This window comes from Calothrix sp. NIES-3974 (genome assembly GCF_002368395.1).
GTDB lineage: Bacteria > Cyanobacteriota > Cyanobacteriia > Cyanobacteriales > Nostocaceae > NIES-3974.
This window is the reverse complement of record NZ_AP018254.1, coordinates 3,163,808-3,179,357: the sequence shown is the minus strand read 5'-3', so window position 1 is coordinate 3,179,357 and position 15,550 is coordinate 3,163,808. Positions and strand designations below refer to the sequence as shown.

Here is a 15,550-nt window from a genome sequence, read left to right as displayed (position 1 = left end):
CTATTACCGAGAAACTCGTTCACCGTAGCGTAGCAACTTTTCCACCGTAATCAAGCGATTTTCCCAGAGACGGACTTGATAGGGATTGGTTTGAAAATGCGATCGCATCCAGTTTTGATAATTGGCTCGAAATCTCCTAATACTAGCACGGGCTGCACTAATTTGACTGGATTTGGGTTTATCTTGAAGTTGATTAAGTGCCTGTTCAACTAATTGGGCTTGTTGATTAAAACTCTCCCTAACTGTCGCTGGTAAACGCAGCTGATTATTACTTTGGGCAAGTTTCCATTCGCCGTGTAAAGCTTGATACCTCTGGGCGGCTGCCAGGAAGGGTTGGCGGTGGGGGATAATTGATGTATTACTGCGGGAATTACCCACTTGGGTATTCTTGAGCATAGTTTGGATATCCGGGTTGAGGTTTTCGGCGGCAAACAGGGCATACCCAGCTACGGGAAAATCGCGAATTGCTTGCAACTGGTCGAATGTCCCCAACTTGGGCAAATTAAGTAGGCGAATTCCTGGTAAAAGTAGGGCTGAACCCAATTGCTCAAAGCGAATTGATGCTACCCAAGGTTGGGCTAATCGTTCAAACTTATAGGTTTCCGTGGCATAGGTCATGGGTACAATTAAATCCACGTCTCCCCGTTGTGCCCAATATTCCCAGTTTTGTTGGATTTTCTGAATGCGTTCGTTGCGAGGTAAGGGGAATACCGCCACTGATAATTTTAAACGGGGGCGTTGCCGTTTGAGTTGCCTGGAGACCATTGCCACAAAACTGTCAACCTGTTGGGTGCGAAAGTCTGTCCATTTTCGCCATAAATCTGCTTGCTGGGGATTAATTGTGATTGGATCAACTCCATAACGTTGCTGAAAAATTTCCCGCGCTGCTTTACCATATCCATAGCTACGTCCGGCATTGGGGTCTTGGAAGGGATAGCGGATGTAATCGAGTTGTAACCCATCCACATCATACTTGGTGACGATTTCCGTGTATAACCGCAACAAATAATCCCGCACCTGGGGATTGGCTGGGTCAAAAAAGGGTTTACCTTGTCCTTGGGGTATGGTTTGTCCACGGTGGTCAAATCCAGCCCAATCAGGGTTTGCCGCTAATACGGGTCCGGGATAATCACTACTCATGCCAACTAACGGATTGTGTTGCACATTGCCAGCCGCAAACACCCACACCCAAGCATGTAGCTCCATATTCCGTTGTTTCGCTAATTTCACCGCACTCGCGAGGGGGTCCCAACCCTTTGTCAGGGGATTTTGTTGGGGAGCAACAAGGCTGGGATAGATGGGATAACTCGCATTCAGGGTTTCAAAAAAGACGGTATTAATTCCTGTTTGGGCAAAACGGTCAAAAATTTGCGCCAATCCGGCCTCACTCCCGGCACGAACAATTGTACCCCGATCCAGCCAAACGGCACGGGTTTCTGCTGGAGCTAGGGGACTGGTAAGGGGAAACTGTTGCCATAGGCTGGTACGGGCTTGTAGCCACGCTTGCCTAGCCCTTGCGTATTGTCGCTGACGAATTAATTCGGGGATTTGTTGGGCTGTTTGTCGAGCAGATGCGAGGGTATGCTCTGTGCCGTTTATAATTCCTTTAGTATTGGCCAAGGCAATCACCGCACTAGCGGATGGGGAAGAAGTATTTGTATTGTTTCTTACCAATGATGCCAGGTTGGCGCTTTCCACCCGTCCAATGAGGTTATTCAGTTCTTCCTGGAGAGCGCGGGCTTCATTGGCGTTAATGGGAGCGTTAGAATTGGGATCAATGTTCCAACGTACCGATTGTTCTAGTTGGTCGATGGCTTCATTGGGACGGATTCGGGGTGCTGTTCCTTGGGTGGTTGGCGAAGTTCTGGGTTGATTGGGATTGGTTGTTGAGCCAACATTGGAGACTGGTGGGGGGTTAGTTGTGACTGGATTCGGTGAAGTTCTGGGTTGACTGGGATTGGGTATTGAGGCAACATTGGTAATACAGTTTTTGTCTCCCCCCTCAATATTGGTGGCCACATTACTCGGTAATCTCATGTGACGTTCCACGGAAACACGCAACCAATTTTGATCGATTTGGGGATTGGCAACCGTATCTCCACCAAAACGCCAACCGAGCAAAGTTGTTCGTTCAGTAGCAATCACAGCTGCAGAATTATTGTTAGTACTCCACACCGCAGCAGTTTGAGCATTGAGGGAATCGGGAACTACAACCCCACCCCGAACTTGACCCGATAAACCGGATTGGAGATTCCAATCCATGTTTTTGATTTTACTGGGTTGTAAACTTTGGGCATCATTCAAACTAAAACCCCAGTAACCACCGAGTAAATTACGTAACAATTGCCGCACCCCTGGAGAAGATGACACCCCCACTGGACCTGTGGCGATTAATCGACCTCCCCGACTCATCCATTCTTCGAGAGCGATCGCTTGCATAGGGGTAATATTTTCTACGTTTGGCATCAGTAATACCCGTCTTTCTCCCCAATCGCTAGAGGTTTGGACACGATGCAGGGGTACAATACAATAGCTCAATCCCGCCGCCTGTAAGCGTTTACTGATTTCCCCCCACTGATTGGCATTCTCTGCACTGTAGACTACACTGATTTGACTAGTTTGGCGATCGCGTTGATTCGCTCGAACAGGTGTATTACAAAAATGGGTAAATAATAGGGGAATTTCTAGTAATAGGCATAAAAGGGTTTTTTTGCGGAAATACTGCGGCGGAAACTTCACTCGTCACTCCTTCTGTAATTGATTACAATTTCTGAATATAAAGTAATAAATAATAATGAAAGCCTATGCGACAGCCATCCAATCAATCAAGCTTTTGTCAAGATTGTTGGAATACAAATATTAATTTACAAAAACCCAACTTATGACCTAACTTAAGATAACAAATTCATGGCTTTAATGACACAAATGTAACTACAAAATTAGTGAATCATAAAAATGATACGCAAACATAAAATACTATGGAAATCCCATTTGAATATTTATACTAATTCGTAATTCGTAATACTAATTTTTCATAGCCTTTTGTCTTGCTATTAGGTGTCTACGTCATTTCAAAAGAATAGATATAGCATCGCAATGATTTTTCAATTCAGTCTGCTGCTTAATTCTAGAAAATTGGTGTAATGCAGATTCAAAAATGGTTCAACATAGGGACGTAATATATATAGAGACGTAATGTATTACGTCTCTACAAGCACAAAATCCATCTTTCGTATCCTTTTTTCAATTGGTATAATTTCTGGGTTTATAGACCATAAACTACTATTTTCCACTCCCTATTCCCTACTCCCTTAACTAATACATTGACGAATTAATTCCTCTACTCCAGCAACTGGATAAATGGGAACATTTAATTTTTGGGAAACTTCCTCAACACTTACATCATCTAAAAAGACTGATTCACCATGTTTCAGCATTACGCTTGGCAATAAAATTCCCTCCCCTAAATCACAATTTCTTAATTTCAATAATAAATCATGCCCCGTTAACAGCCCAGTCACACTAATACTTTGTCCCCAATAATCGCTGTTTAAAGCTTGCATTTGCACCTGTAAGCCTTCCACTTGATTCAGTCTAGTTAATAATGGTTGAAATGCATGTTCAACCGCATTTCCCACCACCCAAGTTAAACGTTTCTGTTTGGTCAACTTTGTGGGCAAAATTTGCGCTGAAATTGCCATAAACTGCTTGATAAATAGTTGAATCGAACCAACCCCATTATCAATTTGGGGATAGTCTTCATACTCCGACTCATCAGGTAAATCCTCTTGAGCAATTAAGAACCATTCATCAGCTAACCAAACAAAGGTTGTTCCGTATTTTTGGCGAAACTCTTGCTGGAGTGACCGCACTTGGCTAATCACCTCCTTTGCTTTGGAAGGGGTGACGGGAACCAGTTCATCCTCCGGAGGGCGAAATCTGGTTAAACCAACGGGAACCACGGCAACCGATGTGACAGCGGGCACATCGTTTTCTTGGAAAGACGCTAAATCACGGATAGTTTGTTCCAAATGTTTGCCATCATTTATACCAGGACATAATACCACCTGGGCATGAATTTGTAAGCGACGGGCTTGAAACCAGGCGATTTGTTCGAGAATTTTGCCTGCACGGGGGTTTTTGAGGAGACGGATACGGACATCGGGTTCTGTCGCGTGAACCGACACGTAGAGGGGGGATAGACGCATTTGTTCGATGCGTTGCCATTCCCGTTCTGGTAAATTAGTTAAAGTCAGGTAGGAACCGTAGAGAAAACTAAGGCGATAATCGTCATCTTTGTAATATAAACTTTCTCTTTTTCCTGGTGGTTGCTGGTCAATAAAACAAAAAGGACAGCGATTATTGCATTGAATTAAACTATCAAATAGGGCGCTAGCAAATTCTAAACCTAAATCCTCATCATAGTCCTTTTCCAATTCGACATGATGGGTTTGACCTGATGCATCTAAAACTTCCAATTCTAAATATTCATCAGCACATAAAAACCGATAATCAATCAAATCCCGTGGTTGAACGCCATTTATACTGACGATTGCGTCACCGACCTCAAAGCCAACTTCAGCAGCAATTGAGTCAGGTAGAACTTTAGTAATACGTGCAGGTTGAATAGTCGCCATCGGATGAGAGGATAGGGAATTTAAAGGTAACGATTGTATGTAGAGACGACCCGTCGGGTCGTCTCCATTGGTGGTCGGGTCGTCTCCATTGGTGGTCGGGTCGTCTCCATTGGTGGTCGGGTCGTCTCTACTGGGAAAATCGTTTTAACCACCCTTGCTTCATTGCCCAATCGAGGATTAACCTTGCAGCAGCGAACCAGAGAAAACTTTCGCCAAAAATGAGGAAAATTATTGACAGATTGACCTTCTCGAACCAAAGTGACGAAAGTAAGGTGGACTGCTGGTTATCACTTAGCCAATTTTGACTAACTACCTCTAATTGTGCCATTCCTCGCACCAACGCAAAAGCTGCGATCGCACCTGTTTCTAAATGGAAATTGGTATCTTCCCGTACTATATATCGATAGGTGACACCGAATAAAAAGCCAGAAAATAGGGCGAAAGTGCTGCCAAGTAAAGTATTTATCACCTGAAATCTGGTTAGAAAACCCGAATTTCCTAGCTCTAAATTATACCCAAGGGAGGAAAATCCCCACATCAGGAGGGAAATTAGCCAATGGGTGCAAACCACAGCTATGGCCGCAAACACACCAGCTTTGAGGGATTCCAGACGTTCCCGCACCAAATCTGGCTTCAACAGACGATCAATTGTTTTGCCCATGACCAAAAAACACCCCTCATCAAATCACCATACAAAGTATGATAAAAAATGAAGTAGATTTGCAAATACATTTACAAAATTCGTTATGGTCTTGACATTAGGTTGGGTTTCGCTGTTAGTCGTCTTCACATGGTCGATTGCAATGGTTGTTTGGGGACGAAACGGACTCTAAAGGTGGCTTGTGGAAAATACTTTCCTGAATTATTTGGCCTTATTGGCATTGGTGCTATTGGTGGTCACTACCTTGAGTATCGGTTATCTGACGCTTTCTGGTTGGCGCGATCGCCGTCTTCTGGAAGAGGAAAAGCGTAATCTCCGACTCAGGACAACACCAAAGCGCAAATAATTTTTCTTCATAGAGTGTAATCCGCTTCCATCCCCCTTTGCTTGTCCTATCGACTAACTCGAATATGCGCAGTACCCCATGTACTGCGTATTTTAATTGAAACAGGACTTACGCAATCACTACGTAGTTACGTCATTACGATATCAGCAAGCAATCTCAAGGTCTTGTTTTATGGTAATAAGTGCGTCACCTGGATTTCTCACAAGTAAGTAATCAGCCTTGAGTAACGGATTGATTTTCCTTCTACTGACTACTGACTACTCCCTTTGAGTTTTAGGGTTTTGTGAGAAATGCGGAGTAAGTCCTATAAAATTCGCTTTTGAGAGCTAATGCCATCAGCAATTTACATTGCCTTAATGATTGGCAATTCCCGCTACCATTGGGGATTATGTCAACATACCCAACTTATACATTCTTGCTCCAGTCCATATCTATCAACTCCCCAAATCCAGCAACTCATTCACCAACCCACCCTCAACCATTTCCTGACCATCCTCAATCCTCCCTCTTTCCCTACCTCCTCCCTTCCTGTCCCCCTGTTTTTGGCTTCGGTTGTTCCTAAACAAACACAACTCTGGCTAAATTATCCCCACCTACGGATGATTTCCCTAGCAGATATCCCCATAGCCAACATGTATCCTAGTTTGGGAATAGATCGAGCTTTAGCCCTATTTGCTGCAACTAAATCCTTTGGTTCCCCTGTCTTGGTTATCGACGCAGGTACCGCATTAACCTTTAGCGCTGTCGATGCAGAACAAAATTTCGTCGGTGGAGCAATTTTACCCGGTGTGGGTTTACAGTTAACAATGTTAGGAAATCAGACTGGACAACTTCCGCACATCGACCTCTCCAGTCAATTACAATCTCGCTGGGCAATGAATACAAATGATGCCATTCAAAGCGGTATAATTTATACTTTATTGGCTGGCATCAAGGATTTTATCGAAAATTGGCGGCAATCTTTTCCTGATGGGAAAATTGTGATTACAGGGGGAGATACAATGATTTTATCTAATTATCTGCAAACTATATATCCCCAAATCTCTGAGCAAATATTAATAGAAAAAAATTTAGTTTTACAAGGAATTTGCCAAGTCAGCCACGGTCTAGAGTAGCAACACAATCCCCATTGGAGTGTAGTGTATGGAAATGAGTTTATATCAAATGCCACCATCAGTATTACAAAAAATCCAAGAATATCCCGTACTCAAAACCATCCTACCCGTGGCTGAGGATATTTCTGACCCCAACCATTGGCGAACTTTAGAATTTTATTTGACACCAGATGTAATTGCTCAAGTAAAAGAAGATATCCCCTCAATCCTTGCTGCTGGAGAATCTGGTTACTTTGAACTTGGTAATATCTGGTATTTACTCCATTGGTATCTGACTGGAGATAGCGATAAATTTATGCGTCTACAGTACTTAGTTCAACATACTAATGACAGTCATTTATTACTTGTAAATGCTTTATCCGGTGGCATATTAATTGATGAAGGATTACTGACTGATTGTCAATATTTTAATGCAGAAATTGTTGTCGAATTAGCCCAAGGGTTAACCAAAATTAGTGAAGAGGATTTTTATCAGCGTTGGAACCAACTCCCTCCTCCCCTGGAAAATAGTTTGGTTTATGATTGGTACACCCAGATAGAAGGGGAAGATATGCAGGATTTTCAAGCTTTATTTTTAGAACTGGTTGATTACTACGAGGAAGCTGCTGAGGATGGTAATGCGATTCTGCGCTGGGATAGTTGGTTATAGGATTTTGGATTTTGGATTTTCGATTTTGGATTAACGTGAGTACTCCTGGGTCGTAGCTCGCTACGACGGATTTTTAACACTACAATCCCTGTGAGTCATTAACGAATCGCTTCTGTTATTCTTTGCATCGGAATCCAGACAGTAAAAATGGAACCGATACCTTCCGTTGATTCGACCTCGATTCGTCCCCGATGTAGTTCCACCAATTGTTTGGTTAAGGCTAAACCTAAACCCGTACCTTCATAACGACGACGGTAGGGAGTGTCCAATTGATGGAATTTTTCAAATAATCGCGGTAATTGGTTTTCTGGGATACCGATACCCGTATCTTCAACCTGGAAAATAGCTGTGTTTTCTTCTACCCAAACCCGCAAAATCACGTTTCCACCTGCTGGTGTAAATTTAACTGCATTACTGAGAAGATTACCGATGATTTGTTGAATCCGGTGGGGGTCGGCGGTAAAATCGTCTTGGTGTTGATTGGTTTTGAGGTCGAGCTTCAGGTTTATTTGTTGATTTACAGCTTTTGCTTCTATTGACTTGATACTTGCTTGAGCTATCTGACTTAGGGAAAAATTAGTCACTTTGAGGACGGTTTTTCCAGCTTCAATTTGGGATAAATCCAAAATATCGTTAATCATTCCCAGTAAATGTTCACCGCTATCGTGGATTGTTTGTAAATAATCTCGCTGTCGTTGACTTAATTCTCCAAAGGACCATCTCAGCAAAGTTGAAGACATGCCAATTACGTAGGTTAACGGAGTCAACAATTCATGGCTAATGGTGGCGAGAAACTCATTCCGTACTCTCCCTGCGGCTTCTGCTGCCACCAGGGCATCGTGGAGTTCGCTGGTACGTTCGACTACCCGTTGTTCTAGTAATAACTTTTCTTGGGTAAGCGATCGCATGAGTTCGGCTTGATGGATAGCGATCGCTAATTGTTCGGCAATGGAGGTGAGTAAATTGGTTTCATTTTCTTGCCATCTGCGGGTTTGAGTGCATTGATGGGCAATTAATAATCCCCATAATCTATTTTCAAATACAATGGGGGCTACAAACTTGGCTCGAACTTGACAAGTCCGCATAAATTCTAGTAGACAACTTTCCAGGGGGTAGGTTTGTTCTACATCTTCTACGGCTAGGGTAAAACCCTTTTGATATTTGAGCCAACACTCGTTAGTGGGTGTAAAACAGGTTTCCTCGCTGTAATTGAGTACGGAGGTGATATCTGTGGAGGAGCGTACTTCATAGACGATACATCCATTCCCCCCGTGATAATTGCCATTGACCACCGGGGAATGATTGCTACTGTTAGGATATTCAAATTTATAAACAACAATTCGGTCTAGTTCGAGAAACTCCCTTACCCGTGCTACTGCCGTTTGCATAATTACAGGTAAGTCCAAGCTTTTACGGATTTGGGTGTTCACCTGATTTAATAACTTTTCCTGGGCGATTTGCTTTTGTAATGCAGTTTCCACATGAAGACATGCGGAATTATTGTGAGCTATGGTTGGTTCTGATTCCGACTGAAAGTTACCTGGCTGTTGAACTTGCCAAGCTGGCAAAGTGAGAGAAAAATCCAATAAAAGCAGTGTAAACTTTTGTTGGAGAGTAATATCATTTGGAGATAAATCTTGACAGTAGGGTTGTAATTTTTGGTAAGTTTGGAGATGTGGAGGAAAGAGGTTGACTAGACAAGACACAAATGTAGCGATCGCTTGGTGGTCAAAAGTCAATTCCACATCCAGCAATGTCGATTCAGTAAGCTGGAATTTTTGTTCGTGAATAGATTGGAGATTCGATGACAATGTAAGTTGACTTGGTTTGGCTTGCAACATGGCATTAAACCCATCACTCAACACCACCAAAAACTTCATCTGTGGCCAACTCAGATGGGGAATCCGCACAGTCAACGCATCCGTTAGCACCATTGGTGGATTGTCCCTTGTTTGAGCCATCTGTTGTAGCAATTTACCAAGCTGTTGATAAAGACAGTTTGGTAGGGTTCTAGAAAAGCTCACATCAGGGGAACTAGTCATGTTCAGAAATTAGGAATTAGTTGATTAGAGTGGGGGTGTAATAAATAGCATCAAAACTTGAAGATACTTCTGGAGAAACAGTTGACGATGGGATTTAATCCTCAGTCACCCGGATGTTTCCTTGATTAGTATTGTCGCAGACTAGCCCCTACGTATTGATGGATTTCTATCTGGCGACAATCTTGAATCTACCACCTTTGAAACTATCAGTCATATATAATCATGCATAGAACAAGTACCACATCGGTAGGATTAAATTCACAATTTGCAAGTATTAGCTTCATCGAACAAACCACCGCACCGATTGTGTTACTAACGGCAGCCGATACGGATATTCAGACCCTAGCGGCAGCAATTTCCAGATTACCAAAAACCTTTCCGGCTCTGCGGGTTGCCAACATTTTGCAATTACAACAGCAAATAAGTATTGATAATTATGCCGAAGCAGTGTTAACACATGCTAGAGTGATCATTTTACGCCTGATTGGTGGGCGTTCCTATTGGCCCTACGGAATTGAAGTAGTTCAGGAAATAGTTGCCAATCATCATACAACTTTAATTGTAATGCCAGGTGACGACGCACTGGATTTTGATTTAATTTCTCTCTCCAATTTACCCCCAAAAACTGTGCAGCAAATCTGGCGTTATTTTAACGAAGGTGGCATCGAGAATTTTGTTAATGGGTTGAAGTTTATCACCGATACCTGTTTCCATACTTCCTACCAACCTCCCCCACCCCAAATTGTTCCCCGTGTTGGTCTGTATTTGTGGAATAATTGGGAAAGGGACAGGAGACAGAATACAGGAGACAGAATACAGGAGAATATTGATTTCAGCCCTTGTTCCTATCCGCCCCAAAAAGCTGCTATTCTTTTCTACCGTGCCCATTACCTAGCGGGAAATACCCAGGCGATTGATGCCTTATGTGGGGCATTAATTCATCATAATTTAATCCCTATACCTGTGTTTATCTCCTCCTTGCGGGAACCGGATGTCCAAGCGGACTTACTGCGGATATTGGCAGAGGAAGGAAAAAATCGCCCTAATATTATCCTCAATACTACCAGTTTTTCCCTGGCCCGTATTGATAGTGACAGTCCCCAACTGGATTTATGGCGACAACTTGATGTTCCCGTATTTCAAGTTATCCTCAGTGGAGCTTTCCGCGAAACCTGGGAACTTAGTAATCAGGGACTCACACCCCGCGATATGGCCATGAATGTCGCATTACCAGAAGTCGATGGCAGAATCATTACCCGTGCTATCTCCTTCAAAGCCCTACAAACCCATCATCCTGACCTGGAAACCGATGTGGTCGTCTACGAACCCATCCCCGACCGGATTGATTTTGTGGCTCAATTAGCTGCCAATTGGGTAAAACTGCAACAAAAACCCCCACAAAAACGCCGCCTCGCTTTCATTTTAGCCAATTATCCCAGTCGAGATGGTCGGATTGCCAATGGAGTTGGTTTAGATACTCCCCAAAGTTGCGTGGAAATCCTTCAAGCTTTGCAAAAAGCAGGTTACAGTCTGGATGATATCCCCAGTAATGGTGATGAATTAATCACCCTGCTAACATCAACAATTACCAATGACCCAGAAAGTCAAGAGTTGCGTCCCATCCTTCAATCCCTTTCACGTCAGGATTACTTAACATTTTTCCACTCTCTTCCCACATCCATTCAAACCGCCATTAATCAACGGTGGGGAACACCAGACACCGAACCTTCCGTCATACCTATATCAGGTATCCAACTGGGAAATATTTTTATTGGTATCCAACCACCACGGGGATACGACCTTGATCCCAGCTTAAACTTCCATGACCCAGACTTGGTGCCAAATCACAGTTATCTAGCCTTTTATTACTGGATACGGGAATTTTTCGGAGCGGATGCAGTGGTGCAGATTGGCAAACATGGCAACCTAGAATGGCTACCGGGTAAAAGTATTGCCCTGTCCCAGCAATGCTATCCCGAAATTGCCCTGGGAGCATTACCCCTTTTATACCCCTTCATCGTTAACGACCCTGGGGAAGGTTCCCAAGCCAAGCGTCGTTCCCAAGCCGTAATTATTGACCATCTCACCCCACCCCTCACCCGTGGGGAATTATACGGTAACCTCCACGATATCGAAAACCTGATTGACGAATATTACGAAGCGACCACCCTTGACCCCAAACGTTTACCCCTAATTATCGAGCGGTTACGGGAATTAATCAATCAAGAAAACCTCCATCTCGACCTCAACTTAAAACCCATTCCCAACAACCCAGACCAGGAATTACCCATCAACCAAATTGATGCTTACCTCTGCGACCTCAAAGAAGCTCAAATACGTGATGGATTACACATCCTAGGTAAATGTCCTAGCCAAGAACAACTACGGGATTTAATCATTGCGATCGCCCGCCATCCCAACCCCTATCAAATCGGCTTAACCCGCGCCATTTCCCAATCTTGGCAACTTGATTTAGACCCCCTCAGTGACAACTTTGCTACCCCCCTCACCCCCACCCAAATCCAAATTCTCGCCACTAAATCCACCCAACCCTGTCGCTTAGTTGGTGATGCAGTCGCAGTTTTAGAGGAATATGCTTGTGAACTGGTGGGAGAATGTTTGGCAAGGAGACAGGATATGGTGGATAGCCCTCCGACCCCCCCGTCGGGTCATTCCTACCTCCGCTCCTCCCGGGAATGGATCGAAACCAAACTCATTCCGGCTTTAACCCAAACAGACCGGGAAATTACCAATTTGCTCCACGGACTTGATGGTGGTTATGTTCCTAGTGGAGCTTCCGGTGCGCCGACGCGAGGTAGACCGGAAGTCCTACCTACAGGCAATAATTTTTACTCTGTAGATACCCGCTCTCTGCCGACGGAATCGGCTTGGGATGTGGGTAGAAAAGCAGCCGAGACTTTAATTGAGTGCTATACTCAGGAATATGGGGAATATCCAAAAACACTGGGGATTTCCCTGTGGGGAACCGCTACCATGCGGACAGGGGGCGATGATATAGCCCAAGCCCTGGCTTTGTTAGGGGTACGTCCTGTTTGGGATGGGGTAGCACGACGGGTTGTGGATTTGGAAATTTTGCCGATTTCGGTGTTAGGTCGTCCCCGTGTAGATGTGACGTTACGGATTTCGGGTTTTTTCCGTGATGCTTTTGGAAATTTGATTGATTTATTTGCCCAAGCTGTAGCAGCTGTAGCGGAATTAGAAGAATCGGAAGAGGAAAATCCTCTAGCGGCAAATGTGAAGATTGATATGCAAGCCGAAATTCAGCAGGGATTAAGCCCAAGTCAAGCGAGAACGCGATCGCAATCTCGCATTTTTGGTTCTAAGCCGGGTGCTTATGGGTCTGGTTTGCAAGGATTAATTGAAGCTCAGGCTTGGGAGGATGACGCAGATTTGGCCCGCGCCTATATTAATGGCAGTGCCTATGCCTATGGATCTCATGGGGAACCCCTCTATGCACCGTCCCTACTGAAGACCAGGTTATCGCAAATGCAGATTGTCCTGCAAAATCAAGATAATCGGGAACATGATCTACTGGACTCGGATGATTACTATCAATTTCAAGGAGGCTTAACCGCAGCCGTGCGATCGCTCAAAGGGGAAAATCCCACGGTTTATTTTGGTGATAATTCCCAACCGTTCAACCCCAGAATACGCCATCTCAGGGCAGAAATTGCCAGAGTTTACCGTTCCCGTGTCGTTAACCCCAAATGGATTGCTGGTGTGATGCGACATGGATATAAAGGTGCATTTGAACTCACTGCTACGGTAGACTATTTATTCGCCTACGATGCAACTGCCCAATGCGTAGAAGACCATATGTATACAGGAGTTGCCCAAGCATACCTATTTGACCCGTCTGTATGCGAGTTTATTCAACAAAAAAACCCCTGGGCACTCCGTGATATTGCTGAGAGATTACTTGAAGCATATCAACGCAATTTATGGCAGGATGTAAGTATACAAACCATCGATAAGTTACGCAATTTAGTTCATCAAGCCGAAGCCTCCATTGAAAACAAACAAGTGGTGTAGGAACAATTTAGGAACAGCCCTATGGAAAACTTCGCATATTCACACTTTGCTTGCGACTCACAAGACCCCAACTTCGATGATTCGCTCCTCTTGAACCCGGATTTCAGCCTCGATTTACACAAGCTCTCCAGTAGAGCCTGGCAACACCTATTGCCCCTAGCCTTGGTTTTAGCGATTATGACCAGCTACGGTAGCGCCCTAGCCCTGGAAAAAGGCGATCGCGGCCCATCTGTACGTCGTCTTCAGGAACAATTGCGTAATGCTGGTTTCTATCAAGCACCCGTTACCCAAGTATACGATAGCCGCACCGAAGCTGCCGTCCGTAAATTCCAGCAAGCTGCGGGATTAGAACAAAACGGCATTGCCGGAAATACTACCCTCGAAAAACTCAATAATTGGCGCGCACCTAAAGCCTCCACACAGAACCGTAAAAACGTGGTTGTCCCCACCACAACGGTGAAACCACCCGCCAAACAACCCACAGCTACCCCCGCAGCTAACCGCCAACCCACCACAACAACAGCCTCTAGACCCGCCACCAATAACTACGGATTCCTGCGTCGGGGAGATGAGGGGGAAGCCGTCAGAGTATTACAGGAACGGTTACGAGTTGCGGGATTTTACTACGGTAATTCTACGGGTATTTTTGGCCCGATCACCGAAGAAGCTGTGAAAAACTTCCAAAAAGCCTATAACCTTCAACCAGATGGTATTGTCGGTCCAATGACCCAGAGAGTCTTACCACCTGTAGGAGTCGGTGGACCCCAGGAAACTCCCCCACCTCGCACCCGCAACCGTGATGTATTGCAATTAGGCGATCGCGGTGAAGCCGTCAGGGTATTACAAGCCCAATTAATTGAAGCTGGATACCTGCAAGGTAAACCCAATGGACACTTCGGTCCCTACACAGCCGATGCGGTTCGTCGTTTCCAATCTGCTAATTACCTCGCATCAACAGGTATTGCTGGCCCTACCACCCGTGCTAAGTTATACAACCTTGTCAATAGTGATGCTCCCAAACAAGGGGAATTTAGTGTTTTGGAAATTCAACGCCGTTTACGGGAACGGGGATTCTATAAAGGTTCCCTGAATGGAGTGATGAATGACGATACCCGCAAAGCCATTCGCCAAGCTCAGGAATTTTACGGAATTAGCCTCAGTGATGTCCGGACTGGAAATTTCTAAACAATAGGCTCAAGGAGAAGAGGACGGAGGAGACGAGTAAGTTGGTAATAAATAACCATAATCCATGTCAAGAAAAGTAGAGCCTCCCTATTTCGCTTGTAGTTGCGCTTTGGCTTTGTAGCACAACTACAAACAAGTGATAATCATTTACACCAACTGACTGAGGTTATTTTTGATTTTCTTGAATTTATCTTGCATCTGTTTCTCCCCTGTCCTTCCCTCCCTTTCCTACACCCTATTAGACAGGCATTAAGGAGCGTTGACACTTCGGACAAATCGCATGGATTGTCATTTGGCAATCTAAAAGGTGATAACCCTCTTTCTGTGCCACTTTTGCCCCAGCTTTTAAAACCGCATCATTTTTAAATTCAATCGTGGCATTACAACGAACACAAATCAAATGGTGGTGATGATGCGGATAGGGCTGGTTAATTTCATAGTGTTTATGGCCTTCCCCTAACTCAAGCTCTCGCAAAATCCCCATTCTTGCCATGAGCTTCAGAGTCCGGTAAATCGTCGATAAACTAATCGATTCTCCCTCCTCCACTAGCCTTGCATGTAAATCCTCCGCACTCAGGTGTTCCCCTTGAGGAAGGTTTTGAAAGATGTGTAATATCGTCTCTCTCTGGGGAGTTAAACGCCAGCCACGCTCGTTAAGCTCTGCCTTGAGGGAAGAAGCTGAATAGACAGAAGACATAGTAATACTTCTCAACAACGGCTGTCAGCTGAGAATATAACAAATATTTGTCCCCATTTGCAACAATCGTAACTTATTGAGAATAATTCTAGCGAATATCAAAATTGTCATGATTTCATGACTAGTTAGAAATTCTGTATCCGTATAGACTGTTGAAAAGGGGTA

At 44.3% G+C, this 15,550-nt stretch carries 11 protein-coding genes; 6 read left to right on the top strand and 5 right to left on the bottom strand.

The window, feature by feature from the left end:
- Positions 1–3 precede the first annotated feature (3 nt).
- The 3 genes from CDC37_RS12755 to CDC37_RS12745 form a co-directional block, all read right to left on the bottom strand.
- On the bottom strand, positions 4–2,739 hold the full coding sequence (locus CDC37_RS12755; RefSeq protein WP_096622321.1) for a glycoside hydrolase family 10 protein: 2,736 nt from the start codon (positions 2,737–2,739) through the stop codon (positions 4–6).
- 572 nt (positions 2,740–3,311) lie between these two features.
- On the bottom strand, positions 3,312–4,637 hold the full coding sequence (locus CDC37_RS12750; protein ID WP_096622320.1) for a TIGR03279 family radical SAM protein: 1,326 nt from the start codon (positions 4,635–4,637) through the stop codon (positions 3,312–3,314).
- Positions 4,638–4,764: 127 nt separating this feature from the next.
- The gene (locus CDC37_RS12745; RefSeq protein WP_096622318.1) at positions 4,765–5,298 is read right to left on the bottom strand and encodes a hypothetical protein; all 534 of its coding nucleotides are present in this window, start codon (positions 5,296–5,298) and stop codon (positions 4,765–4,767) included.
- 85 nt (positions 5,299–5,383) lie between these two features.
- Between CDC37_RS12745 and petN the strand changes: the two genes are divergently transcribed.
- The 4 genes from petN to CDC37_RS12725 all read left to right on the top strand — a co-directional run bounded on the left by petN (position 5,384) and on the right by CDC37_RS12725 (position 7,408).
- Positions 5,384–5,470 carry a cytochrome b6-f complex subunit PetN gene (petN, locus tag CDC37_RS12740; RefSeq protein ID WP_096622317.1) on the top strand — a complete coding sequence of 29 codons (87 nt, stop codon included), beginning with the start codon at positions 5,384–5,386 and terminating at the stop codon, positions 5,468–5,470.
- Positions 5,471–5,479: 9 nt separating this feature from the next.
- Positions 5,480–5,644, top strand: a complete 165-nt coding sequence (locus tag CDC37_RS24725) for a hypothetical protein (RefSeq protein WP_096622316.1) — start codon at positions 5,480–5,482, stop codon at positions 5,642–5,644.
- Positions 5,645–5,973: 329 nt separating this feature from the next.
- A complete protein-coding gene (locus CDC37_RS12730) occupies positions 5,974–6,759 on the top strand; it encodes a pantothenate kinase (RefSeq protein ID WP_172892779.1) in 786 nt (261 codons plus the stop codon).
- A 28-nt stretch (positions 6,760–6,787) separates the two neighbouring features.
- The gene (locus tag CDC37_RS12725) at positions 6,788–7,408 is read left to right on the top strand and encodes a DUF1877 family protein (protein WP_096622314.1); all 621 of its coding nucleotides are present in this window, start codon (positions 6,788–6,790) and stop codon (positions 7,406–7,408) included.
- A 98-nt stretch (positions 7,409–7,506) separates the two neighbouring features.
- On the opposite strand, the gene CDC37_RS12720 is transcribed toward CDC37_RS12725, so the two are convergent.
- On the bottom strand, positions 7,507–9,450 hold the full coding sequence (locus tag CDC37_RS12720) for a GAF domain-containing sensor histidine kinase (protein ID WP_096622313.1): 1,944 nt from the start codon (positions 9,448–9,450) through the stop codon (positions 7,507–7,509).
- Positions 9,451–9,672: 222 nt separating this feature from the next.
- Here CDC37_RS12720 and cobN point away from each other — a divergent pair, with 222 nt between their 5' ends.
- Positions 9,673–13,503: a cobaltochelatase subunit CobN gene (cobN, locus tag CDC37_RS12715; protein WP_096622311.1), complete on the top strand. Its 3,831-nt coding sequence runs from the start codon at positions 9,673–9,675 to the stop codon at positions 13,501–13,503.
- A gap of 21 nt (positions 13,504–13,524) precedes the next feature.
- On the top strand, positions 13,525–14,688 hold the full coding sequence (locus CDC37_RS12710) for a peptidoglycan-binding domain-containing protein (protein WP_096622310.1): 1,164 nt from the start codon (positions 13,525–13,527) through the stop codon (positions 14,686–14,688).
- 238 nt (positions 14,689–14,926) lie between these two features.
- Here CDC37_RS12710 and CDC37_RS12705 read toward each other — a convergent pair whose 3' ends face one another.
- Positions 14,927–15,385, bottom strand: a complete 459-nt coding sequence (locus CDC37_RS12705) for a Fur family transcriptional regulator (RefSeq protein ID WP_096622309.1) — start codon at positions 15,383–15,385, stop codon at positions 14,927–14,929.
- Positions 15,386–15,550 lie beyond the last annotated feature (165 nt).

What these genes read in the sequence shown, in the direction of transcription:
- cobN (WP_096622311.1), top strand. Translation starts at nt 9,673, where the DNA reads ATGCATAGAACAAGTACCACATCGGTAGGATTAAATTCACAATTTGCA.
- CDC37_RS12730 (WP_172892779.1), top strand. Translation starts at nt 5,974, where the DNA reads ATGCCATCAGCAATTTACATTGCCTTAATGATTGGCAATTCCCGCTAC.
- CDC37_RS12725 (WP_096622314.1), top strand. Translation starts at nt 6,788, where the DNA reads ATGGAAATGAGTTTATATCAAATGCCACCATCAGTATTACAAAAAATC.
- CDC37_RS12710 (WP_096622310.1), top strand. Translation starts at nt 13,525, where the DNA reads ATGGAAAACTTCGCATATTCACACTTTGCTTGCGACTCACAAGACCCC.
- petN (WP_096622317.1), top strand. Translation starts at nt 5,384, where the DNA reads ATGGTCTTGACATTAGGTTGGGTTTCGCTGTTAGTCGTCTTCACATGG.
- CDC37_RS12750 (WP_096622320.1), bottom strand. Translation starts at nt 4,637, where the DNA reads ATGGCGACTATTCAACCTGCACGTATTACTAAAGTTCTACCTGACTCA.
- CDC37_RS12705 (WP_096622309.1), bottom strand. Translation starts at nt 15,385, where the DNA reads ATGTCTTCTGTCTATTCAGCTTCTTCCCTCAAGGCAGAGCTTAACGAG.
- CDC37_RS12745 (WP_096622318.1), bottom strand. Translation starts at nt 5,298, where the DNA reads ATGGGCAAAACAATTGATCGTCTGTTGAAGCCAGATTTGGTGCGGGAA.
- CDC37_RS12720 (WP_096622313.1), bottom strand. Translation starts at nt 9,450, where the DNA reads ATGACTAGTTCCCCTGATGTGAGCTTTTCTAGAACCCTACCAAACTGT.